General features: G+C 70.0%; 25 protein-coding genes. 15 read left to right on the forward strand and 10 right to left on the reverse strand.

What is annotated here, in order from left to right; genetic code table 11:
- Positions 1-20: 20 nt before the first annotated feature.
- From G5B46_RS11010 to timA, 3 genes are read right to left on the reverse strand one after another with little or no spacing between them, the layout of a single operon-like run.
- The gene (locus G5B46_RS11010) at positions 21-596 is read right to left on the reverse strand and encodes a Smr/MutS family protein (RefSeq protein ID WP_165258671.1); all 576 of its coding nucleotides are present in this window, start codon (positions 594-596) and stop codon (positions 21-23) included.
- Between the two features lie 4 nt (positions 597-600).
- Positions 601-1758, reverse strand: a complete 1158-nt coding sequence (locus tag G5B46_RS11015) for an MltA domain-containing protein (RefSeq protein ID WP_165258673.1) — start codon at positions 1756-1758, stop codon at positions 601-603.
- Positions 1758-2360 (reverse strand): TIM44-related membrane protein TimA, encoded by a 603-nt coding sequence (gene timA / locus G5B46_RS11020; RefSeq protein WP_165258675.1) that lies wholly within the window; start codon positions 2358-2360, stop codon positions 1758-1760. The genes G5B46_RS11015 and timA overlap by 1 nt, the downstream gene beginning before the upstream one ends.
- Positions 2361-2525: 165 nt before the next feature.
- On the opposite strand from timA, the gene secB reads away from it, so the two are divergent.
- Entirely contained in the window at positions 2526-3020 is a 495-nt protein-coding gene (gene secB, locus G5B46_RS11025; protein WP_165258676.1) for a protein-export chaperone SecB, read from the forward strand.
- 80 nt (positions 3021-3100) lie between these two features.
- Here the strand turns inward: secB and G5B46_RS11030 are convergent, their stop codons facing one another.
- Positions 3101-3787: a response regulator transcription factor gene (locus G5B46_RS11030; RefSeq protein WP_058347127.1), complete on the reverse strand. Its 687-nt coding sequence runs from the start codon at positions 3785-3787 to the stop codon at positions 3101-3103.
- A 67-nt stretch (positions 3788-3854) separates the two neighbouring features.
- Between G5B46_RS11030 and G5B46_RS11035 the strand changes: the two genes are divergently transcribed.
- Positions 3855-4376 (forward strand): L,D-transpeptidase family protein, encoded by a 522-nt coding sequence (locus G5B46_RS11035; protein ID WP_165258955.1) that lies wholly within the window; start codon positions 3855-3857, stop codon positions 4374-4376.
- Positions 4377-4483: 107 nt separating this feature from the next.
- On the opposite strand, the gene G5B46_RS11040 is transcribed toward G5B46_RS11035, so the two are convergent.
- The gene (locus G5B46_RS11040; RefSeq protein WP_165258677.1) at positions 4484-5128 is read right to left on the reverse strand and encodes a YggS family pyridoxal phosphate-dependent enzyme; all 645 of its coding nucleotides are present in this window, start codon (positions 5126-5128) and stop codon (positions 4484-4486) included.
- Here G5B46_RS11040 and G5B46_RS11045 point away from each other — a divergent pair.
- Positions 5127-5753, forward strand: coding sequence for a thiamine phosphate synthase (locus G5B46_RS11045; RefSeq protein ID WP_165258678.1), 627 nt, complete (start codon positions 5127-5129; stop codon positions 5751-5753). The two genes, G5B46_RS11040 and G5B46_RS11045, sit on opposite strands and share 2 nt — an antisense overlap.
- Before the next feature lie 10 nt (positions 5754-5763).
- Here the strand turns inward: G5B46_RS11045 and G5B46_RS11050 are convergent, their stop codons facing one another.
- Positions 5764-6186, reverse strand: a complete 423-nt coding sequence (locus G5B46_RS11050; RefSeq protein WP_346764899.1) for an NtrZ family periplasmic regulatory protein — start codon at positions 6184-6186, stop codon at positions 5764-5766.
- Between the two features lie 252 nt (positions 6187-6438).
- Between G5B46_RS11050 and G5B46_RS11055 the strand changes: the two genes are divergently transcribed.
- From G5B46_RS11055 to G5B46_RS11110, 12 genes are all read left to right on the forward strand, one after another.
- Positions 6439-6966: a DUF3576 domain-containing protein gene (locus G5B46_RS11055; RefSeq protein WP_165258680.1), complete on the forward strand. Its 528-nt coding sequence runs from the start codon at positions 6439-6441 to the stop codon at positions 6964-6966.
- A gap of 218 nt (positions 6967-7184) precedes the next feature.
- On the forward strand, positions 7185-9776 hold the full coding sequence (gene leuS / locus G5B46_RS11060; RefSeq protein ID WP_165258681.1) for a leucine--tRNA ligase: 2592 nt from the start codon (positions 7185-7187) through the stop codon (positions 9774-9776).
- Between the two features lie 3 nt (positions 9777-9779).
- The gene (gene lptE / locus G5B46_RS11065) at positions 9780-10274 is read left to right on the forward strand and encodes an LPS assembly lipoprotein LptE (protein WP_165258682.1); all 495 of its coding nucleotides are present in this window, start codon (positions 9780-9782) and stop codon (positions 10272-10274) included.
- 10 nt (positions 10275-10284) lie between these two features.
- Positions 10285-11334 carry a DNA polymerase III subunit delta gene (gene holA / locus G5B46_RS11070; protein WP_165258956.1) on the forward strand — a complete coding sequence of 350 codons (1050 nt, stop codon included), beginning with the start codon at positions 10285-10287 and terminating at the stop codon, positions 11332-11334.
- Between the two features lie 199 nt (positions 11335-11533).
- The gene (gene murJ / locus G5B46_RS11075) at positions 11534-13171 is read left to right on the forward strand and encodes a murein biosynthesis integral membrane protein MurJ (protein ID WP_346764900.1); all 1638 of its coding nucleotides are present in this window, start codon (positions 11534-11536) and stop codon (positions 13169-13171) included.
- Positions 13172-13344: 173 nt separating this feature from the next.
- Entirely contained in the window at positions 13345-14388 is a 1044-nt protein-coding gene (gene trpS, locus G5B46_RS11080; protein WP_165258683.1) for a tryptophan--tRNA ligase, read from the forward strand.
- A gap of 214 nt (positions 14389-14602) precedes the next feature.
- The gene (locus G5B46_RS11085) at positions 14603-15175 is read left to right on the forward strand and encodes a NifU family protein (protein ID WP_165258959.1); all 573 of its coding nucleotides are present in this window, start codon (positions 14603-14605) and stop codon (positions 15173-15175) included.
- 111 nt (positions 15176-15286) lie between these two features.
- Positions 15287-15874: a malonic semialdehyde reductase gene (locus G5B46_RS11090; protein ID WP_165258685.1), complete on the forward strand. Its 588-nt coding sequence runs from the start codon at positions 15287-15289 to the stop codon at positions 15872-15874.
- Positions 15875-15946: 72 nt separating this feature from the next.
- A complete protein-coding gene (locus tag G5B46_RS11095; RefSeq protein WP_165258687.1) occupies positions 15947-16609 on the forward strand; it encodes a DUF1131 family protein in 663 nt (220 codons plus the stop codon).
- Between the two features lie 2 nt (positions 16610-16611).
- Positions 16612-17256 carry a tRNA (adenosine(37)-N6)-threonylcarbamoyltransferase complex dimerization subunit type 1 TsaB gene (gene tsaB / locus G5B46_RS11100; protein WP_165258689.1) on the forward strand — a complete coding sequence of 215 codons (645 nt, stop codon included), beginning with the start codon at positions 16612-16614 and terminating at the stop codon, positions 17254-17256.
- Positions 17253-17705 (forward strand): GNAT family N-acetyltransferase, encoded by a 453-nt coding sequence (locus tag G5B46_RS11105; protein ID WP_165258691.1) that lies wholly within the window; start codon positions 17253-17255, stop codon positions 17703-17705. Before tsaB ends, G5B46_RS11105 begins: the two co-directional genes overlap by 4 nt.
- A gap of 47 nt (positions 17706-17752) precedes the next feature.
- Positions 17753-18160 (forward strand): Fur family transcriptional regulator, encoded by a 408-nt coding sequence (locus G5B46_RS11110; protein WP_101720476.1) that lies wholly within the window; start codon positions 17753-17755, stop codon positions 18158-18160.
- Between the two features lie 73 nt (positions 18161-18233).
- Here G5B46_RS11110 and trmB read toward each other — a convergent pair whose 3' ends face one another.
- The 4 genes from trmB to G5B46_RS11130 form a co-directional block, all read right to left on the reverse strand.
- Positions 18234-18914: a tRNA (guanosine(46)-N7)-methyltransferase TrmB gene (gene trmB / locus G5B46_RS11115; RefSeq protein ID WP_165258693.1), complete on the reverse strand. Its 681-nt coding sequence runs from the start codon at positions 18912-18914 to the stop codon at positions 18234-18236.
- A 34-nt stretch (positions 18915-18948) separates the two neighbouring features.
- Complete coding sequence (locus tag G5B46_RS11120; protein WP_165258695.1) at positions 18949-19491, reverse strand: SMI1/KNR4 family protein; 543 nt, start codon at positions 19489-19491, stop codon at positions 18949-18951.
- 2 nt (positions 19492-19493) lie between these two features.
- The gene (gene metK, locus G5B46_RS11125) at positions 19494-20717 is read right to left on the reverse strand and encodes a methionine adenosyltransferase (RefSeq protein WP_165258697.1); all 1224 of its coding nucleotides are present in this window, start codon (positions 20715-20717) and stop codon (positions 19494-19496) included.
- Between the two features lie 164 nt (positions 20718-20881).
- Complete coding sequence (locus G5B46_RS11130) at positions 20882-21307, reverse strand: helix-turn-helix transcriptional regulator (RefSeq protein ID WP_165258699.1); 426 nt, start codon at positions 21305-21307, stop codon at positions 20882-20884.
- Positions 21308-21337: the final 30 nt, after the last annotated feature.

Consider the following 21337-nt stretch of genomic DNA (forward strand, 5'->3'; position numbering starts at 1 on the left):
GGAGCTTATCGGTAGGTCTCCTACCCCTTACGCTTCAGCGCCACGTACAGCGCCCCCTCGCCGCCGTGACGCTGGTCGGCCGTCGACACCCCGGCGATCATCTCGCGCAGGGCCGGATCGGCCAGCCATTCGGGTGTGCGCTGGCGAAGGACGCCGTGACCCACCTTGCCCTTGCCGGTGATCACCAGCACCGCCCGGTGACCCTCGTCCCAGGCGCGGCGGATGAACCGTTCCAGCGTGGCGCGGGCCTGGTCCTGGTCGAGGCCGTGCATGTCGAGCCGCGCGCCGATCGGGTCGTGGGCCTTGACGATGCGGCGGCGGCGGTTGGGCTCGATGCCCTCGGGCGGCGGTTTGGGCGCAGGCTTCGGCTTCAACGCCTTGATCTCGGACGGATCGATGCGCAGCGGCGCGACCGAGGCCAGGTGCGTGGGCGGCTCGACGTCCGCGGCATGGGCCAGCAGCTCGGCCTTGCCGGGGCGGATCCGGGCCTTGTCGCGCATCTTCAGCGCCTTCTCGGGCGCGCGACCGGTCACGGTCGAGGCCACCAGCCGCCAGAGGCGCTGGCCATCGTCTTCCGGCGGCCGCCGCTTGCTCATGGCGCTAGGGCTGGATCTGGGGGACCAGCCGCCACAGGCGCAGGTCGTGGCGCACGCGGCCGGCCTCGGTCCCGGCCGCCTGGCCGGTGCCCATGTAGAGGTCGGCCCGCACCTGGCCCTTGATCGCCCCGCCGGTGTCCAGCGCCACCACGGCGCGGCGATAGGTCGGGAAGGCGCCGGCCAGCTTCGGGGCGCTGGCGTCGATCCAGTAGAGGCCGCCCATGGCGTGCTGGCTGGGGTCGACGGCGATGGCGCGGCCGGCCGGCAGCGGCACGTTGGCCGCGCCCGTGGCCTGGCGGCCGTCGTCGGGCAGGGTCTGGAAGAACACGTAGCGCGGGTTCAGCTGCATGATCGCATCGGCCTTGGGGCCGCGATTGGCCGCCAGCCAGCCGCGGATCGCCTCGCCCGAGGTGTTGCCGTCGGAGAGCAGGCCCTGGTCGCGCATGGGCGTGGCGATGCCGACGAAGGTCTTGCCGTTGTGGGCGGCGAAGGCGGCGCGCACGCGGCGGCCGTCGGGCAGGGTCAGGACGCCCGAACCCTGGATCTGCAGGAAGAAGAGGTCCTCGGGCCGCATCCAGGCCAGCGGCCGGTCCAGCGGCGAGGCCTCGATGGCGGCGCGGTCGTCATAGGGCACGAAGGTCCCGCCGGCGGCGCGGCCGACCACGGTCTTGCCCTTCAGGCTGGGGTCGAAGGCGCCCAGGTCCAGCATGGCCAGGTCGGCCGGACGGCCGCGCATCGGGGCGCTGAACTCGGCCGAACGCGACATGCGGGCTTCGTACTCGGGGGCGAAATAGGCGGTCAGCAGGCCCTGGCCCGACACGGCCTCGGGGCGGAAATTGGCTTCCAGGAACTGGCGGGCGCGGGCGTCGTCGACGGGACCGGCGGCCTTGGCCCGGCGGCAGACCTCGGCCGTGGCCGGATCCTTGGCGACGCCGCAGGTCTCGCGGAAGGCTTGCAGGGCGGCGGCGTGGTCTTCCTCGTTCCAGCCCTGCAGCGTCGAAAAGCTCGCCGGCGACGGCGTCGTCGGCTGGGTCGGTTGCGGCGGCGGGGTGGTCGGGGTCTGGACCGGAGGCGTCGGCGTGGCCGGAGGCGGGGGCGCGGTCGTCGTACAGGCGGCCAGCACCAGGGCGGCCGCCGCGAGCGTCAGGACGGAACGCAGCATCAGGCTTCGGCGACCGCGACGCGCACCAGGGTCCAGTTGGGGTCGCGGCTCTTGAGGTCGCGCTCGAAGGTCCACAGGTCGGCGGTGCGGCGGTCGTCGACCGCCTCGCCGGCGGCGCTGGTCGAGCGCGTGCGCACCTCGGCCAGGATCCGCACCACGGCGCGGGCGGTGTCGCCCTGCACCTCGGCGCTGTCGAGGTCCATGCGTGGCTGGGCCAGCAGCTCGACGCTCTCGGTGCGCCCTTCCGCCTCGCGAGCGGCCATGGCGCCTTCGAAATTGGCCATCACGTCGGCCGCCAGCAGCGGCTTCAGCGCCTCGCGGTCGCCGGCGGCGAAGGCCTTGAGGATCATCTCGTAGGCGTAGCGGGCGCCCGACAGGAAGCGGGCGGGATCGAAGTCCGGCTGGCGCGCGCGCAGGGCGGCCAGGCCCGTGGCGTTGACGGGCAGCGCCGCCTCGGCGCTGTCGGCCGGGCGGGTGGCGGCCGGGGCGGCCACGGGGGCGGGCGTGTCCTCGGGCTGACGCCCCACCCGGCGACCGAGAGTGGCGTAGAGCTGGTAGAGGACGACGGCGGCGAGCACCGCGAAGACGATCAGTTCAAGCACGACAAGTTCCGCATCGGGGCCGTCGATTGAGACGACAGCCTTCCTATATAGGCCAAGCGACCGCCCGCGTCAGGCGCCTGACGTTGCACGGCGTTCTCCCGCATGTTAGCAGCGCCGCTCACGCCTAACGGCCGATATGCCGCGCCGAGTATGGAAAAACCCTTCATGACCGATACCAACGGCGCTCCGCCCGCCGCCCAGGACGACAACGAAGCGGCCGCCGCCGGCATCCGCATCGTCGCCCAGTTTGTTCGCGACCTCTCGTTCGAAAACCCGCTCGCGCCGGACTCGCTCCGCGCCTCGGCCAGCCAGCCGGCCATCGACATGGGCGTCGAGATGAACGCGCGCGGTCGCGCCGACGGCCTGTTCGAAGTCGACCTGAAGCTGTCGGCCCGCGCCGAGCGCGACGGCCAGGCGGTGTTCCACGTCGAAGTCGTCTACGGCGGCCTGTTCCAGATCGCCGGCGTGCCGGAAGAAGCCCTCGAGCAGGTCCTGCTGATCGAGTGCCCGCGCTTCCTGTTCCCGTTCGCCCGTCGCCTGATCGCCGACGTCACCAGCGAAGGCGGCTTCCCGCCCTTCCTGATCGACCCGATCGACTTCGCCGGCGTCTACGCCGCGCGCAAGGCCCAGGCCGACGCCGGCCAGGTCGGCAACGCCTGATTTCAGGCTGATCCGCCCGAAAACGAAGAAGGCCCGGAGCAGCGATGCTCCGGGCCTTTCTTTTTGGATCCCCTCGGGGGCTACGGCTGCAGCCGGTAGCCGCCCGCCTCGGTGATCAGGATCCGCGCCGTGGCCGGATCGGGCTCGATCTTCTGGCGCAGGCGATAGACGTGGGTTTCCAGCGTGTGGGTGGTGACGCCGGCGTTGTAGCCCCAGACCTCGGTCAGCAACTCCTCGCGCGACACCGGCTTGGAGCCGGCGCGGTAGAGGTACTTCAGGATGTTGGTTTCCTTCTCGGTCAGCCGCACCTTCTTCTGCTTGTCGTCGACGAGCAGCTTGGCCGAGGGGCGGAACTCGTAGGGACCGATGCGGAACAGCGCGTCTTCCGAGGCCTCGTAGCTGCGCAGCTGGGCGCGGATGCGGGCCAGCAGCACGCCGAAGCGGAAGGGCTTGGTGACGTAGTCGTTGGCGCCCGATTCCAGGCCCAGGATGGTGTCGCTGTCGCTGGCGGCGGCGGTGAGCATGATCACCGGCGCGGTGACGCCGTTCTTGCGCATCAGCCGGCAGGCCTCGCGGCCGTCCATGTCGGGCAGGTCGACGTCGAGCAGGATCAGGTCCGGCTTGATCTCGCGGGCCTGCCGCACGCCTTCGCCGGCGGTCGGGCACTCGGCCACGGCGAACTCCTCGTGCAGGGCCAGCTGCTCGGCCAAAGCGCCGCGCAGGTCGTCGTCGTCGTCGATGAGAAGCAGGGTCTTGCGTTGCGCCATGAGGCGGAACATGACCGCTACGAGGCCCGGCGCCAAGGGGCGCGGGCTTGCGGGAGCAGGGTTTGCGATGATCTTCCAGGCGCGTTCGGCCCAAAACGGGGCTGTCATCGACCTCGGCGACGGCCGCATCGTGCGCTGCGCGCTGGGCAAGGCCGGCGTCATCGCCGCCGCCGAAAAGCGCGAGGGCGACAACAGGAGCCCGCTGGGAGCCTGGGCCATCCGCCAGGTGCTCTACCGTCCCGACGTCTATCCCGACGGCCCCAGGACGGCCCTGCCCGTCGCGCCGATCGCCCCCGACGACGGCTGGTGCGACGCGCCCGGCGACCCGAACTACAACCGCCCGGTCAAGCTGCCCTATCCCGCAAGCGCCGAGCGCATGTGGCGCGACGACGGCGTCTACGACCTGGTGGGGATCCTGGCCCACAACGACGACCCGCCGGTTCCAGGGATGGGCTCGGCGATCTTCCTGCACCTGGCGCGCGAGGGCTATCCCGGCACCGAAGGCTGCGTGGCCCTGGCGCGGACGGATATCGAGGCGCTGCTGGAAAAGGCCCAGCCGGGCGATGCGATCGGGATTTCGGAGGGGTAGGACCCCCTCCGGCCCTCCGGGCCACCTCCCCCAGAGGGGGAGGATCTATCCACGCAGATGCTCCCCCTCTGGGGGAGCTGTCGGCGAAGCCGACTGAGGGGGGGCGCTTACCGCGTCCCGAACAGCGCCGAGCCCACCCGCACCGAGGTCGCGCCGTAGGCGACGGCGGTCTCGAAGTCGTCGCTCATGCCCATCGACAGCTTGTCCAGCCCGTTGCGCGCGGCGATGTCGGCCAGCATCCGGAAATGCGGCGCCGGGTCCTCGTCGGCGGGCGGGATGCACATCAGGCCCTCGATCGTCAGGCCGTAGGGGCCCCGACAGGCGGCGATGAAGGCGTCGGCTTCGGCGGGCGTCACGCCGGCCTTCTGCGGTTCCTGCCCGGTGTTGACCTGGACATGGAGGCGCGGGGCCCTCCCCTGCGCCTGGACCTCGTCGGCCAGCACCCGGGCCAGCTTTTCCCGGTCCAGGGTCTCGATCACGTCGAAGAAGGCCACGGCGTCGCGGGCCTTGTTGGTCTGTAGCGGACCGATCAGGCGCAGCTCGATCTGGTCGCGCAGCGGCGTCCAGCGTTCCTTGGCCTCCTGCACGCGGTTCTCGCCGAAAACCCGCTGGCCTGCGTCGAACACAGGGGCGATATGCTCCCAGGGCTGCAGCTTCGACACCGCCACCAGCTGGACGGCGTCGGCGGCGCGGCCGGCCGCGAGGGCGGCGGCGGCGATGCGGGATCGGATGGCGTTCAGGGCTTGCGACATGTCGGACCAGGAAACAGGCAGTCTGGAGACCCTCTCTAGAACGGCCGCGCGGCTTCGCCCATGGGTCTGGCCGGGCGATCCCCTGCCGCGTCTGCTGTTTTTCACCGATCCCTTGCGGGTTCCAGACCCGGAGGCCGTCGCCGAGCGTCTGCCGGCGGGCGCCGGGATCGTCTACCGGCCCTTCGAGACGCCCGACGCGATCGAGTGCGGCCTCCGCCTGGCCGCAATCGCCCGGGCGCGGGGCCTGCTGCTGCTGGCCGGCGCCGATCCGGCCCTGGCCGAGGCGATCGGGGCGCACGGCGTCCACCTGCCACAGCGCCTGGCGCAGAGCGCGCCGGAGATCCGTCTGGCGCATCCCGCCTGGCGGATCACGGCGGCGGCGCATGATGCCGCGGCCGTGGGCGCGGCGCGGCGCGGCGGGGTCGAGGCGGTGGTGGTCTCGCCGGTATTCCCCAGCAACAGTCCGTCGGCCGGAAAGCCGCTGGGCGCGGCGGGGCTGGCGGCCATCGCGGCGGACGCGGCCCTGCCGGTCTACGCCCTGGGCGGCGTCAACGCGAAAACCGCCGACGCGCTGGTCGGCGCGGGCGTCTATGGCCTGGCGGGGATCGAAGGGTTCGGCGCCTGAGCGCCGAGGATCAGAACTTGAACGCCGTTTCCAGCTTCACGCGCGGCGTGGGCTCGCGGGTTTCGTTCTTGCGAGCGGCGGCCACGGGGTTGTTCTCGCCCAGGGCCACGGCGCCGCCGACGCGGATCGACGGGGTGACCTTGTAGTAGGCCCCGGCCTGGACGTCCTTGAGCTCCATCTCGCGGCCGACCGGCTGGTCGAGGTCGAGCTTGAGGCCCCACTTGCCCTTGCGGGCGTCGAATTCGAGGGTCTTCTTGGGGTTCTGCGGGCTGAACGGCGCGCCTTGCGCCCCGGTGAAGTCGTTCTTCACCGTGAAGTCGGCGGTGGCCGGAGCCGTGCGGGTCTTGGTCTGGGCATGAGCCAGCGAAGCCGATCCGGTCAGGATCAGCGCGGCGGCGCCCGCCAATACGAATTGCGTCGCGACCTTCGTCACTCGACACCCATTCCCCAAAAATAACCCCTGCCCGAACCCTATATAGGTACGGACACCCTGAAAGCCGAATAAAGGCCTTGGTACAACGCGGTCAACAGGGCTTGGATCACGCTGATCGTCGCAGGTTACGATTCAAGCGGCGCCTGTGGCGGCCATGTCACGCGATTCCTGTTTTGACGCAGCGCGGCCATGCTATAGAGCCGTTCCGGCTGCGGGGGCGCGCCTGGGCTGCGCGCACGCGCCGGCAGATTTTTGGAGCGAGGTACTATGGCGTTTGAGCGTGGGTCCATGTTGCGCGGCGTCGCCGCCGGCGTGCTGGCTCTGTCGGTTCTCGGCGTGGGCGCGTGCAGCAGCAACAAGCCGCCCAAGACCTTCACCAGCCAGAGCGAAGAGCCCGGTTTCCAGCCCTTCGGCCTGTTCAAGAAGAGCCCGAAGGCCGCCACGAGCGAAGGCTCGATCGGCGTCAACGGTTTCCTGTGGCGCGCGTCGCTGGACACCCTGGCCTTCATGCCGCTGGCCTCGGCCGACCCGTACGGCGGCGTGATCGTCACCGACTGGTACATCAATCCGGAAAAGCCGGACGAGCGCTTCAAGGCCACCGTCTACATCCTGGACACGCGCCTGCGCGCCGACGGCCTGAACGTCACGATCTTCAAGCAGGCCAAGGACGCCTCGGGCGCCTGGGTCGACACGGCCGCCTCCGACCAGACGGCGACCGACATCGAGAACGCCATCCTGACCCGCGCGCGTCAGCTTCGCCTCTCGAACATCCGGAACTAGGGGCCCTTTAAAGTCCCGAAGGATCCGCGCGGGAGCCCCTCGTCTGGCGACAAGGGGCTCCCGTTCGCATATTTAGGCGCGCCCCGGCCGCGAAACCGCTTATGAGCATTGCGGAACGCGTCTCTTGTTAAGCGTTGGAGCGCGCCCGAGCGGGTTAACCGCTCACACTTAACCCTGGCGCGCCCTACGCGCCCTGTCCGCTAGCTCTTCTGGTTTCCATGGCCCGCTACAATCCCAAAGACACCGAGCCGAAGTGGCGCGCCGCCTGGGCGAACGCCAACACCTTCCTGACGCCGATCGCTCCCGACGCGCGTCCGAAGTACTACGTGCTCGAGATGTTCCCCTATCCGTCGGGGCGCATCCACATGGGCCATGTGCGCAACTACGCCATGGGCGACGTCGTGGCCCGCTACAAGCGCGCCCAGGGCTTCAACGTGCTGCACCCGATGGGCTGGGACGCCTTCGGCATGCCCGCCGAGAACGCGGCCATGGAGCGCGGCGTCCACCCCAAGGGCTGGACCTACGACAACATCGCCTCGATGCGCGAACAGCTGAAGGCTCTGGGCCTGTCGGTCGACTGGTCGCGCGAGTTCGCCACCTGCGACCCGGAATATTACGGCAAGCAGCAGGCCTGGTTCCTGCGCCTGCTGAAGCGCGGCCTGGTCTACCGCAAGGAAGCCTCGGTCAACTGGGACCCGGTCGACATGACCGTGCTGGCCAACGAGCAGGTGATCGACGGCAAGGGCTGGCGTTCGGGCGCGACCGTCGAGAAGCGCAAGCTGACCCAGTGGTTCCTGCGCATCACCGACTACGCCGACGCCCTGATCGACGGCCTGAAGACCCTGGATCGCTGGCCCGAGAAGGTCCGCATCATGCAGGAGAACTGGATCGGCCGGTCCACGGGCCTGCGCTTCAAGTTCCAGTTTGAGGGCGAAGCGCCCGACGGCCTGGCCGAGGGCCTGGAAGTCTACACCACCCGTCCCGACACCCTGTTCGGCGCCAGCTTCGTGGGCATCGCCCCAGAGCACCCGCTGGCCGAGCAGCTGGCGGTCGAGAACCCCGACCTGCAGGCCTTCATCGCCGAGTGCCGCAAGGGCGGCACCTCGGAGGCCGACATCGAGGGCGCCGAGAAGCTGGGCCGCGACACCGGCCTGCGGGTGAAGCACCCGCTGGACCCGTCGATCACCCTGCCGGTGTGGATCGCCAACTTCATCCTGATGGACTACGGCACCGGCGCGATCTTCGCCTGCCCGGCCCACGACCAGCGCGACCTGGACTTCGCCCGCAAGTACGACCTGCCGGTGCTGCCGGTGGTGCTGCCGCCGGGCGCGGATCCGGCCGAGTTCACGGTCGGCAAGGAGGCCTATGTCGGCCCCGGCAAGATCTTCAACTCCGAGTTCCTGGACGGGATGGAGGTCGAGGCCGCCAAGACCGAGGCCGTCGCCCGCATCGAGGCCGCCGGCCAGGGCCAGGGCGCGACCGTCTATCGCCTGCGCGACTGGGGCGTCTCGCGCCAGCGCTACTGGGGCTGCCCGATCCCGGTGATCCACTGCCAGGCCTGCGGCCCCGTCGCCGTGCCGGAAGACCAGCTGCCGGTCGTGTTGCCCGAGGACGTCACCTTCGATCCCAACAAGCCGGGCAACCCGCTGGTGCGGCACCCGACCTGGAAGCACGTCAACTGTCCGTCGTGCGGCGCCCCGGCCGAGCGCGAGACCGACACGCTGGACACCTTCGTCGACAGCAGCTGGTACTTCGCCCGCTTCACCGACCCGACCGCCGCCGAGCCGATCGACAAGACCTGCGCCGACCACTGGATGCCGGTCGACCAGTACATCGGCGGCGTCGAGCACGCCGTGCTGCACCTGCTGTACGCCCGCTTCATCACCAAGGCGCTGAAGGACGAGGGCCTGCTGTCGGTGGACGAGCCGTTCGCCGGCCTGTTCACGCAGGGCATGGTCACCCACGAGGCCTACAAGGACGAGGCCGGCGACTGGGTCGAGCCGTCGGACGTGGTGATCACCGCCGAGGGCAATGTCCGCACGGCCAAGCACGCCAAGACCGGCGCGCCGATCGTCATCGGCGACATCGAGAAGATGTCGAAGTCCAAGAAGAACGTCGTCGCGCCGGAAGACATCTTCGAGGCCTACGGCGTCGACGCCGCGCGCCTGTTCGTGATGAGCGACAGCCCGCCCGAGCGCGACGTTCAGTGGAGCAATTCGGGCGTCGAGGGCTCGTGGCGCTTCACCCACCGCCTGTGGAACGAGTTCGACAGCCAGCCGGCCGGCGACTTCGCCCACGACGACGCCGACGAGACGGCCCTGGCCCTGCGCAAGGCGGCCCATAAGCTGATCGGCTTCGTCACCGACAGCATCGAGGGCTTCCGCTTCAACAGCGGCGTGGCGCGCCTGTACGAGTTCCTGAACGCCCTGAAGGTCGCCCCGGCCGAAGGCGGTTCGAACGCCGTGCTGGCCGCCCGCGCCGAGGCGCTGGACATCCTGGCCCGCCTGGTCGCGCCGTTCACCCCCCACCTGGCCGAGGAGGCCTGGGTGCGCCTGGGTCGTGACGGCATGGTGGTCGACGCCCCGTGGCCCAAGGCCGATCCGGCCCTGGCCGCCGACGACGAGCGCGTGCTGCCGATCCAGATCAACGGCAAGCGCCGCGGCGAGATCAAGGTCAAGGCCGGCGCCCCGGATGACGAGGTGCAGAAAATCGCTCTGGCGGATCCTGCCGTCATGGCCCACCTTGAGGGCGTCACGGTCCGCAAGGTGATCGTGGTCAAAGACCGCATCGTCAACATCGTGGCGAACTGATCCATGAAGCGTCTCCTGGCGGCCGCCGCCCTGCTTTCGACCCTCGCCCTGTCGGCCTGCGGCTTCACCCCGCTCTATGGCCAGCACGGCGTCACCGGCGGCCTGGGCGCGATCGAGGTGGTGGCGGCCGACGGCCGCGCCGGCTACCTGCTGCGCGAGCAGCTGGACGACGCCCTGGCGCGTGATCCCAACGTGCTGGCCTCGCACCGCCTGACCTACAAGGTCGAGGAGAAGCGCTTCGCCCGCGGCGTGCGCGTCGACAACGTGGCCAACCGCTACGAGCTCAACATGAAGGTCGAGTGGAAGCTCACCGACACGACGACGGGCTCGGAAGTGCGCAAGGGCGTCGCGACGGCGGTGGTCACCTACGACTCCGCCGACCAGCCCTACGCCGCCATCGCCGCCCAGCAGGACGGCCAGGAGCGCGCCGCCGCCGAGGTCGCCCGCAAGATCCAGCTGGACCTGGCCGCCTGGCTGGCCGGCAAGGCGCCCGCCTGATCACGTGGCCATCCTTTCCAAGCGGCAGGACGTCGAGCGGTTCCTGAAGGACCCGACCCCCGACGTCCGCGCCGTCGTCATCTACGGCAAGGACCGCGGCGTGGTGCGCGACCGCGCCACCCAGCTCGCCCACAAGGTGGTCGAGCGGCCCGACGACCCCTTCGACACCGCCTTGCTGACCGAGGGCGACCTCGACAGCCAGCCCGGCCGTCTTGAAGACGAGCTCGCCGCCCTGTCGATGATGGGCGGCAAGCGGCTCGTGCGCCTGCGGCTGATGGGCGAGAAGGCCGGTCCCGACAAGCAGGCCGCCGAGGCGCTTACCGCCCATGTCGAAGGCCGGCTGAACCCCGAGGCCTTCTTCCTGGTCGAGGCCGGGGCCCTGGGCCGCGACTCCGCCCTGCGCAAGACGGGCGAGAAGGCCAACGGCTGCTACGTCATTCCCTGTTACGAGGACGAGGTCGGCGACATGGCGCGCCTGACCCGCGACGCGCTTTCGCGCGACGGCGTCAGCCTGAACGGCGAGGCGCTGGACCTGTTCGTCAACCGCCTGCCCAAGGAGCGCGGCGTCGCCCGCGCCGAGATCGAGCGGCTGGCCCTCTATCTGGGTCCCAACAGCGGCGTGGTCGCCACGCCCGCCGACCTGACCGACTTCCTCGGCGTCGAGCCCGAGGCCTCGCTCAGCGACGCCGCCGCTGACGCCTTCGGCGGCAAGATCGGCGCGGCCCAGGCGGGCCTGCGTCGCGCCGCCCAGGAAGGCGAGGGCGGTCCGGCCGCCGTGCGGGCCATGGGCTACTATCTGGGCCGCCTGCGCCGCACCCTGACCCTGCACAAGAACGGCGTCGACCTGGGCGCGGCCGCCAAGGCCTCGGGCGTGTTCTGGAAGACCGAACGCGAGTTCCTGCGCCAGGCCCGGGCCTGGACGCTCGAACATCTTCTGACCGTGCAGCAGGACATCCTGGTCGCCGACAAGGCCTGCAAGACCTCGGGGTCTCCTGACCAGCTGATCGCCGAACGCCTGGCCCTGCAGATCGCCGGACGGGCGCGACGGCTGGGGCTGTAGGCGAAGGCCCCCCTCAGTCGCTACGCGACAGCTCCCCCAGAGGGGGAGCATCCTGCGCCTCAGATCCTCTCCCTCCGGGGAGGTGGCTCGGAGGACCGGAGGGGGCTCGCCGTAGGCGAGGCATGCACTTTCCGTCAAACCTCGATGCAGGCGCGCGCGCCTGCTTGACGCCCTCACGCGCAGCGCCCAGAAGCCGGACGTGACCGACACCTCCGCCGCGCCCGAACCGACGTCCGCCCCGCCCGCCAAGAAGGGTGGAGGCCTGCTCAAGTCGTCGATGATCTATTCCGGCCTGACCCTGGTCAGCCGGCTGATGGGCTTCGTGCGCGATCTCGCGATTTCCTACCGCATGGGGGCCAGCGCCACGCCGGCCGCCGACGCGTTCAACACGGCGCTGGCCTTCCCCAACCTCTTCCGCCGCTTCTTCGCCGAGGGCGCCTTCGCGGCCGCCTTCGTGCCGGCCTACGCCAAGTCGCTGCAGGAGGACGGCGAGGAGAAGGCCGACATCCTGGCCGCCGACGCCATGGCCACCCTGGCGGCCGCCACCATCATCATCACCGTGATCTGTCAGCTGGCCATGCCCTGGCTGATGATGCTGATCAGCCCCGGCTTCGCCGCCGACCCGGCCAAGTACAAGCTGGCCGTGGTGCTGACCCAGATCACCATGCCCTACCTGCCGTGCATGGCCATCGTGGCGCACCTGTCGGGCGTGCTGAACGCCCGCGACAAGTTCATCCTGTCGGCCGGCGCGCCGGTGCTGCTGAACATCGCCACCCTGATCTTCATCCTGCCGCAGACCAACGCCGTCTCGGCCGCCACCTGGGGCTCGGTGGGCGTGATCGTCGCCGGCGTCGCCCAGGCGGCCCTGCTGGTCTGGGGCGTCAACAAGTCCGGCGCCAAGGTCCACTGGCGGCTGCCGCGCCTGACGCCCGAGGTGAAGGCCCTGATCGGCAAGGCCATTCCCGGCGCCCTGGCGGCCAGCGCGACCCAGGTCAACATCTTCATCTCCGGCAACCTGGCCAGCCACGTCCCCGGCGGCCGCACCTGGCTGGCGACGGCCGACCGGCTCTATCAGCTGCCGCTGGGCCTGGTGGGCGTGGCCATCGGCGTGGCCCTGCTGCCGCGCCTGGCGCGCGCCGTGAACACCGGCGACGGCGATGACGCCCAGAGCGCCATGGATCAGGCCATCGCGCTCGCACTGGCCTTCACCCTGCCGGCCGCCGCGGCACTGGTGGCCATGCCCGGCTTCCTGTCGGACGGTCTCTACACCCGCGGCGAGTTCACCGCCTTCGACGCCAGCCAGACGGCGTCGGCGCTATTCTTCTACGGCCTGGGCACCCCGGCCTTCGTGCTGCAGCAGCTCTATTCGCGGGCCTTCTTCGCGCGCGGCGACACCAAGACGCCGATGCGGTTCGCCCTGATCTCGGTGGCGGTGAACATCGCCTTCGGCATCGTGCTGTTCAATCTGGTGGGCGTGAAGGGCATCGCCGCAGCGACCGCCATTGCCTCGTGGCTCAATGTCGGTCAGATGGCCTTCACCCTCTGGCGCAAGGGCCACTACGGCCCGTCGGGCCAGACCTGGTCGCGGGTGACCCGCATCCTGCTGGCCAGCGTCGGCATGGGCCTCGTCCTGGCGGCGGCCTCGCACTGGCGGCCGCTGATCGAGGCGCCACTGGAGGCGCTGGGCCTGCGCGGCCATGTGATCGGCGCCAAGGAAGTCGCCCTCGTCCTGACCGTCCTTGTCGGCGGCGGCCTCTATTTCCCGCTGCTGTTCCTGTTCGGCGGGGTCAAGCCGAGCGAGCTGAAGGCCGCCCTGCGGCGCGGCAAGGCGACCTAGAGCCTTGTCGCAAGGGCGCGGGGACGGTAACGAGCATGCCCATGGCTTTGATCGGTTCCCTCGCGCCGCGATGGCGCAGCTTCCGCTGAACCCGATCGCCGCGTCTGCGGACGCGGCCCGCGCCCTCGTGCGCGCCGCCATTCCGACCGTTTCCGACATCCAAGGCTGAAGCCATGACCGACCAAGCTCCCGTCGCCTACGCGGGTCCCAAGCGCATCCTGTCCGGGATCCAGGCCTCCGGGGCCCTGCACCTGGGCAACTATCTCGGCGCCCTCAAGCGCTTCGTCGACATCCAGGACGAAGAGCCCTTCATCTTCGTCGCCGACATGCACGCCATCACCGTCTGGCAGGACCCGGCGGTGTTGGCCCAGCAGACCCGCGAGATCGCCTGCGCCTACATCGCCGCGGGCCTGGACCCCAAGAAGGCGACGATCTTCCCGCAGTCGGCCGTGCCGGCCCACGCGGAACTCGCCTGGATCTTCAACTGCGTGGCGCGCCTGGGCTGGCTCGACCGCATGACCCAGTTCAAGGAAAAGAGCGGCAAGCACAAGGAGCGCAGCTCGGTAGGCCTCTACACCTACCCGGTGCTGCAGGCCGCCGACATCCTGCTCTACAAGGCCACCCACGTGCCGGTGGGCGAGGACCAGAAGCAGCACCTGGAACTGACCCGCGACATCGCCCAGAAGTTCAACAACGACTTCGGCGCCCCGGGCGGCCAGCCGGCCTTCTTCCCGGTCACCGAGCCGGTGATCGAGGGTCCCGCCACCCGCGTCATGAGCCTGCGCGACGGCACGGCCAAGATGAGCAAGTCCGACCCGTCGGACGCCTCGCGCATCAACCTGATGGACGACGCCGACGCCATCGCCGCCAAGATCCGCAAGGCCAAGACCGATCCCGAGCCGCTGCCGGAAACCGTCGAAGGCCTGGCCGAGCGTCCGGAAGCCCGCAACCTCGTGGACATCTACGCGGCCCTGTCGAGCACCACCCGCGCCAAGGTCATCGAGGAGTTCGGCGGCAAGGGCTTCGGCACGTTCAAGCCGGCCCTGGCCGAGCTGGCGGTCGAGGTCATGAGCCCGATCGGCGCGCGCATGCGCGAGCTGACCGGCGACCCGGCCCAGATCGACGCCATCCTCAAGGACGGCGCCGAGCGCGCCCGCGCCGTGGCCGATCCGGTCGTGGCCGAGACCAAGAAGCTGGTCGGCTTCTGGGGCGCGTAAGGAATATCCCTCTCCCGGAGGGGAGAGGGCGGGGCCCAGGCGATAGCCTGGGAGGGTGAGGGGTGACGGCGTCTGACGTCGTGCCGGCACGCCGGTCAGCTTCGTAACCCCTCATCCTCCCACCGCTGCGCGGCGGGCCCCTCCTTCTCCCTCTGGGAGAAGGTGAAACAAGGCGGGTCTTGCTCTCCGCCCTCGCAAGGGCCACATGTCCGGCATGTTCATCCAGACCGAAACCACGCCCAATCCCGACGTGCTGAAGTTCCTCCCCGGCCGCGAGGTCCTGGTGGACGGCGCGCGGGAATTCCGCACCCCCGAGGAGGGCGAGGCCTCGCCGCTGGCCGACGCCCTGTTCCGCCTCGGCGACGTGACGCGGGTGTTCTTCGGTCCGGACTTCCTGACGGTGACCAAGGGCGAGGACGCCCAGTGGCCGCACCTGAAGGCCCCGATCCTGGCGGCGATCATGGATCACTTCACCAGCGGCCGCCCGCTGCTGGTGAGCGAGGAGGCCGCCGGCGGCCACGACGAGGACGGCGTCTACGACGACGAAGCCGCCCAGATCGTCTCCGAGATCAAGGAACTGCTCGACACCCGCATCCGTCCGGCCGTGGCCCAGGACGGCGGCGACATCGTCTTCAGCCGCTTCGAGCCGGCCACCGGCGTCGTCTGGCTGCACATGCGCGGCGCCTGCTCGGGCTGCCCCTCGTCGTCGGCGACGCTGAAGTCGGGGGTCGAGAACATGCTCAAGCACTACGTGCCGGAAGTGACCCGGGTCGAGCAGACGCTCTGATCTTCCCGGTCCCGGGGCTGCTTTTCGGCCCCGGGCGCCTTGCGCGATCCGTCGGGATCCCCATACTGTAACTACATAAGTTGCGATTATGGTTTCCTATAAGGATCGCTGATGTCCAAGCTCGACACCGCCGCTCTCGCCCAGCTGTTCACCGAGGCGCGCACGCGCAACGGCTGGAAGTCCGACCCCGTGCCGGAAGCGGTGCTGCGCGAACTGTACCACCTGGTGAAGTTCGGCCCGACCGCCGCCAACGCCACCCCGGCCCGTTTCATCTTCGTGACCAGCCCGGAAGCCAAGGAAAAGCTGGCCGCCCTGTCGTCGGGCTCCAACGCCCCGAAGATCCTGGCCGCGCCGGTCACCGTCATCGTCGGCTACGACCTCGATTTCCCCGAGACCCTCGACAAGCTGTTCCCGCACGCCCCGGGCGCCAAGAACTGGTTCAGCGATCCGGTCGCCAAGGAATGGGGCGCGCTGCGCAACAGCTCGCTGCAGGGCGGCTACTTCATCCTGGCGGCTCGGGCGCTTGGCCTGGACGTCGGTCCGATGTCGGGCTTCGACAACGCCGGCGTCGACGCGGCCTTCTTCGAGGGCACCAACATCAAGAGCAACTTCATCGCCTCGATCGGCTACGGCACCGACGAGGGCCTGTTCCCGCGCAACCCGCGCCTGGACTTCGAGGAAGCCGCCCAGATCCTCTGATCCGGGGCCTTCTGGTCATCGCCCGTGAAGCCGGGCGATGACGGCGAGGGGAGGGCGCGCTAGAACCACGGCATGACCCTCCGTCTCGCGCTCATCGCCGCGCCGCTGGCCCTGCTGGCCGCCTGCGGCCCCGCCGAAAAGACCCCCGCCCAGTCCTCGGGCAAGCCCGACGCGGCCGCGCCGCAAGCGGCCAAGCCGGCCGACGGCCAGGCCGTGATCAGGATCACCCCCTATACGGGCGGCCCGCTGCAGGTGGGCGCCGCGGGCGTGGGCCCCATCACCGCCGCCACCGCCTTCGACCAGGCGACGATCCAGGCCCTGTTCCCCAAGGCCGTGGTCAAGAGCGCCTTCATCCACGTCGGCGACGGCCCGCCCGGGCCGATCATCACCGTCGAGCAGGACAACGTCCCGCTGCTGGAGATCGGCAAGGGCGCCGACGGCGGCATCGCCGAGATCCGCCTGGCCGCTGGCGACGTGCGCGGTCCCAAGGGCGAGAGCCTGCTGGCCAAGTGGGCCGCCCTGGGCTTCACCACGGGCCAGTGCCGGGCCGGCGAGGGCCGCACCGTCAACCAAACCGTTTGCGTGCGCCCCGAGGCCCCGACGGTCTCCTACGTCTTCGGCGTGCCCGGCTGGACCAAGGGCGGCGTGCCCGACGAGGCGACGCTGAAGGCCAAGGCCCAGCTCAACGAATTCGTCTGGCGTCCGGCCGAGACCGCCCAGGTCGGGGCCGCCTGATCTTGCGCGTTCTTTCCGTCGACACCTGCCTGGCGGCCTCGTCGGTCGCCGTGATCGAGGACGGCCGCGTCCTGGCCGCCCGCAGCGAACCCATGACCCGCGGCCACCAGGAGCGCATCGCGCCCCTGGCCAAGGAGATCGCCGCCGAGGCCGGGATCGCCTTCGCCGATCTCGACCGCATCGCCGTCACCGTCGGCCCCGGCTCGTTCACCGGCCTGCGCGTGGGCCTGTCCTTCGCCAAGGGCCTGGCGCAGGCCCTTGGCATCCCCTGCGTCGGGATCAACAGCCTGGAGGCCCTGGCGGCCTCCTCGGGGGCGTCCGGCTTCGTCGCCGCCGCCCTCGACGCCAAGATGGGCCAGGTCTACCTGCAGGTCTTCGACGGCGGGACCGCCCTGATGGCCCCCGACGCCCTCGACATCGGCTCGGCGACCGCCCGCCTGGCCGAGCTTTATTCCGGCGGGCCGGCCACCCTTGTGGGTACCGGCGCGACCCTGCTGGACGGCGTGCTGCCCGACGCCGCGCGCCTCGACCTGGCCGTCGCCGACCCTGCGGCCATCGCCCGCCTGGCGGCCGCGCGTCCGGCTCCGACCCATTCGCCCCGGCCGCTTTATCTGCGCGCGCCCTACGCCACGATGCCGGCCGCATGAACCTGCGTCCCGTCGGATTGGAAGCGTGCTGGGACCTGGCCGACCTGCACGAGAAGGCCTTCGACCGGCCCTGGGCCCCGACCGAGTTCGAGGCCCTGCTGAACTCGCCCGGCGTGTTCGCCGTGCTCGGCTCTTCGGGCGAGCCGGAGGCGCCGCGCGGCTTCATCCTGTGCCGCGCCATCGCCGGCGAGGCCGAGATCCTGACCATCGCCGTAGACCCGGCCGCTCGCCGGCGCGGCTGGGGCGCGGCCCTGGTCGAGATGGCGGCCGGGATCGCGACCGAGACGGGGGCCTTCGACCTCTTCCTGGAGGTCGCGGCCGACAACGCCGCGGCCATCGGCCTCTACGGCGCCACGGGCTTTTCGCAAGTGGGTCTCAGGAAGGGCTATTATCCCCACCCCGACGGCGCGAAGGACGCCGTCGTCATGCGGCGGGCGCTTAACACTTAGGAACCGATTGCCTATTGTGCCCGCGAATCCCCGACGGAGACGCCGCCTTGGACCGCCTCGAAAAGCTCTGCATCGAAAAAGGCATGCGCATGACCGACCAGCGTCGGGTCATCGCGCGCGTACTGTCGTCGGCCGACGACCACCCGGACGTCGAGGAGCTGCACCGTCGGGCCCACGCCATCGACCCGCACATCTCGATCGCCACGGTCTACCGCACCGTTCGCCTGTTCGAGGAGAGCGGCATCATCGAGCGTCACGACTTCCGTGACGGCCGTTCGCGCTACGAAGAGACGCCGACCCATCACCACGACCACCTGATCGACATGAAGACCGGCAAGGTCGTCGAGTTCGTGGACGAGGAGATCGAGGCTCTGCAGCACGCGATCGCCAAGAAGCTCGGCTACAAGCTGATCGATCACCGCCTCGAACTCTACGGCGTGCCGATCGAAGAGTGATTGACCTGGATCAAGACAAAGGGCGCGGGATCATCCCGCGCCCTTTTTTCTTTGGTCCGAACTCCCGGGGAGCTCAGGCCCGCACGAAGTCGAGGAACACCGGGGCGCAGTCGCCCAGCTTCTTTTCCTCGTAGCGGGTGGTCACGTGGTCGGCCGGGATGGCCTGGCGGTCGATCCCCTCCTCGGCGAAGCGGAAGTCGGGGCTGGCCAGCACCCGCTCGATCGTCCACTCGGCGTAGTCGGCCCAGTCGGTGGCGAAGCGGAAGGCCGCGCCGGGCTTCAGCACGCGGGCCAGGTCGGCCACGAACTCCGGCTGGATGATCCGGCGCTTGTTGTGCCGGGCCTTGTGCCAGGGGTCGGGGAACATCACGAAGAGACGGTCGATCGAGGCGTCGGGCAGCCAGCCGACCACGTCGCGGGCGTCGCCCTCGTGGATGCGGACGTTCGACAGGGCCTGTTCCTCGACGTGACGCACGGCGCTGGCCACGCCGTTGACGAAGGGCTCGGCCCCGATCACCAGCACGTCGGGCCGGCGGCCGGCCTGGGCGGCCATGTGCTCGCCGCCGCCGAAGCCGATCTCCAGCCAGGTCTCCTTGGCCTGCGGCATCAGGTCGAGCGGCTGGAAGGCCTCGTGCGGCACGGCGATGGTCGGCAGCAGGGTGTCGAGCAGGGCCTGCTGGCGCGGCTTCACGGGCCGCGACTTCAGGCGGCCGAACGAGCGCAGCGGGCCGTGGGGCTGTTGAGGATTGGTCATGGGGCGGGTCTTTAGCGCCTGCGCGCCGTCCGGGCTAGGGACGCGTCGAGCCGCCTTCCCGTTCGACCAGCTCCGACCAGAACGGAATCGTCTTCAATCGGCCGCGGTTCACGTCGAAGGGGGCCGCATCGCCGCCGAACTCGACCTGTAGATAGTGCGACAGGTCGATCCCGTAGACGATGACGTCGGCCTGATGGACCGAGAAGAGTGGATTTCCGGCCTCGCCCGGCGTTTCGGGCATGTAGCGATGGCCAAGAACCGGGATCAGTCTCGGCGCGGCGTCGACTGCCCGGCGGAGCGCGGCGGCGCGTTCGTCCGCCCGATCGGGACGCGGTCCCCATTCCGGCCACCACAGGCCGTTGTTCCCGACGTCGAACAGCAGGCCTTCATAGGGCCAGGCGAAGGCCTCGGCGATCGCCTCGTGATCGCGGGTCCAGTCCAGGGCCCCGGCCAGGCGGTGTTCGAGCAGAAGCGCCCGCAGGTCGGGCGGAAACAAAAAGCCGAACCGCGCCTGTGCGGCGTCGAGTTCGGCTTCCGTATAGGGCGCGCCCCAGATCGTCTCCGGGGCGGCGCGCATGTTCAGGCCAGGCCCTTCAGCTCCGACACCAGGTCGGTCTTCTCCCACGAGAAGCCGCCTTCGTTGTCCGGCGTGCGGCCGAAGTGGCCGTAGGCGGCGGTGCGGGCGTAGATCGGGCGGTTCAGCTGCAGGTGCTCGCGGATGCCGCGCGGCGTGGCGCCGCCGATCAGTTCGGGCAGGAGCTTTTCCAGGGCGGCCGGATCGACCTTGCCCGTGCCGTGCAGGTCGACGTGGAACGAGACCGGCTTGGCCACGCCGATGGCGTAGGCGATCTGGATCGTGCAGCGGTCGGCCAGGCCCGCGGCCACCACGTTCTTGGCCAGGTAGCGGCAGGCATAGGCGGCCGAGCGGTCGACCTTGGTCGGATCCTTGCCCGAGAAGGCGCCGCCGCCGTGCGGGGCCGCGCCGCCGTAGGTGTCGACGATGATCTTGCGGCCGGTGATGCCGGCGTCGCCGTCAGGGCCGCCGATCTCGAAGCGGCCGGTCGGGTTGATCAGCCACTGGGTCTTCTTGGTGATCAGGCCTTCGGGGAAGATCGGCAGGATGTGCGGCTTGATCAGGTCCAGCACGCGCTTGGAGGTCGGGGTCTTGCCGTCGATCTTCTTCTTGTGCTGGTGCGAGACCACGATCGAGACCACGCGCTGGGGCACGCCGTTGCCGTCGTACTCCAGGGTCACCTGGCTCTTGGCGTCGGGCTCCAACTCGGAGAGCTCGCCAGAGTGGCGCAGTTCGGCCAGGCGCTTGAGGATGTTGTGGCTGTACTGCAGCGTGGCCGGCATCAGCTCCGGGGTCTCGGTGCTGGCGTAGCCGAACATGATGCCCTGGTCGCCGGCGCCTTCGTCCTTCTTGTCGGTCGCATCGACGCCCTGGGCGATGTGGGCCGACTGGCCGTGCAGGTAGCAGGCGTACTTGGCCTTTTCCCAGTGGAAGCCCTTCTGGGCGTAGCCGATGTCCTTGATGGCCGCGCGGACCTTGGGCTCCAGGGACTTGATGATGTCCTTGGTCAGCTCCTTGTTGGCCTTCTTGTCGCCGCCCGGCTTGCCGGCCCGCACTTCGCCCGCCAGCACGATGCGGTTGGTCGTGACCAGCGTCTCGCACGCCACCCGCGCTTCGGGGTCGGCGGTCAGGAAGGCGTCGACGACGGTGTCGCTGATGCGGTCGGCGACCTTGTCGGGGTGGCCCTCGGAGACGCTTTCGCTGGTGAAGATGTAGGACGAACGGCTCAAGTGGACGGCTCCGGCTTAGAGTCCAGCGCCCACGCGGCGACCGGCCCCGCGAGCATAGCGAGAACCATATAAAGATAAGTTTATGTCCGCAAGGCGGCCGTTCGCCTTTCGGGCGACCGCGCGGGCGGCGAGCCCCGGCCCGAGGGCCGGGGTCGGAAAGGTCGCTAGACCTCTTCTTCGGCCATCGAGCGCACCAGGTCGAGGATCCGGCGGCGCACCGGGGCGCGGTTCAGGCGCGGGAACAGCGAGGCCAGCTCCAGGCCCTCGGGCGTCATCAGGAACTCGTGCACCTGGTGGTCGTTGCGCGGCTGGCCGTCGGCCGGCTCGGACGGATCGGCCAGGCCTTCGAAGAAGTAGGCGACGGGCGCCTGCAGGCTGCGGGCGATCTCGTAGAGCTTGCTGGCGCTGACGCGGTTGGCGCCGCGCTCGTACTTCTGCACCTGCTGGAAGGTCAGGCCCAGGCTCTCGGCCAGCTTCTCCTGGCTGACGCCCAGGATCTTGCGGCGCATGCGGATACGGGCGCCGACGTGCAGGTCGACGGGGTTGGGCGAACGCTCGATGTCGGCGGGGGATTCGATAGAGACGGTCATGCTTACGCATAGACCTGAGATTACGGTTTT

This window comes from Caulobacter sp. 602-2, assembly GCF_011043625.1.
GTDB lineage: Bacteria > Pseudomonadota > Alphaproteobacteria > Caulobacterales > Caulobacteraceae > Caulobacter.

Bases quoted from the DNA above. Each gene is read 5' to 3' on its own strand.
- leuS (WP_165258681.1), top strand. From the start codon at position 7,185: ATGGCCCGCTACAATCCCAAAGACACCGAGCCGAAGTGGCGCGCCGCC.
- G5B46_RS11010 (WP_165258671.1), bottom strand. From the start codon at position 596: ATGAGCAAGCGGCGGCCGCCGGAAGACGATGGCCAGCGCCTCTGGCGG.
- lptE (WP_165258682.1), top strand. From the start codon at position 9,780: ATGAAGCGTCTCCTGGCGGCCGCCGCCCTGCTTTCGACCCTCGCCCTG.
- G5B46_RS11030 (WP_058347127.1), bottom strand. From the start codon at position 3,787: ATGGCGCAACGCAAGACCCTGCTTCTCATCGACGACGACGACGACCTG.
- G5B46_RS11035 (WP_165258955.1), top strand. From the start codon at position 3,855: ATGATCTTCCAGGCGCGTTCGGCCCAAAACGGGGCTGTCATCGACCTC.
- G5B46_RS11120 (WP_165258695.1), bottom strand. From the start codon at position 19,491: ATGCGCGCCGCCCCGGAGACGATCTGGGGCGCGCCCTATACGGAAGCC.
- G5B46_RS11045 (WP_165258678.1), top strand. From the start codon at position 5,127: ATGTCGGACCAGGAAACAGGCAGTCTGGAGACCCTCTCTAGAACGGCC.
- G5B46_RS11085 (WP_165258959.1), top strand. From the start codon at position 14,603: ATGTTCATCCAGACCGAAACCACGCCCAATCCCGACGTGCTGAAGTTC.
- G5B46_RS11015 (WP_165258673.1), bottom strand. From the start codon at position 1,758: ATGCTGCGTTCCGTCCTGACGCTCGCGGCGGCCGCCCTGGTGCTGGCC.
- G5B46_RS11090 (WP_165258685.1), top strand. From the start codon at position 15,287: ATGTCCAAGCTCGACACCGCCGCTCTCGCCCAGCTGTTCACCGAGGCG.
- G5B46_RS11130 (WP_165258699.1), bottom strand. From the start codon at position 21,307: ATGACCGTCTCTATCGAATCCCCCGCCGACATCGAGCGTTCGCCCAAC.
- G5B46_RS11040 (WP_165258677.1), bottom strand. From the start codon at position 5,128: ATGTCGCAAGCCCTGAACGCCATCCGATCCCGCATCGCCGCCGCCGCC.
- trpS (WP_165258683.1), top strand. From the start codon at position 13,345: ATGACCGACCAAGCTCCCGTCGCCTACGCGGGTCCCAAGCGCATCCTG.
- G5B46_RS11105 (WP_165258691.1), top strand. From the start codon at position 17,253: ATGAACCTGCGTCCCGTCGGATTGGAAGCGTGCTGGGACCTGGCCGAC.
- G5B46_RS11095 (WP_165258687.1), top strand. From the start codon at position 15,947: ATGACCCTCCGTCTCGCGCTCATCGCCGCGCCGCTGGCCCTGCTGGCC.
- secB (WP_165258676.1), top strand. From the start codon at position 2,526: ATGACCGATACCAACGGCGCTCCGCCCGCCGCCCAGGACGACAACGAA.
- trmB (WP_165258693.1), bottom strand. From the start codon at position 18,914: ATGACCAATCCTCAACAGCCCCACGGCCCGCTGCGCTCGTTCGGCCGC.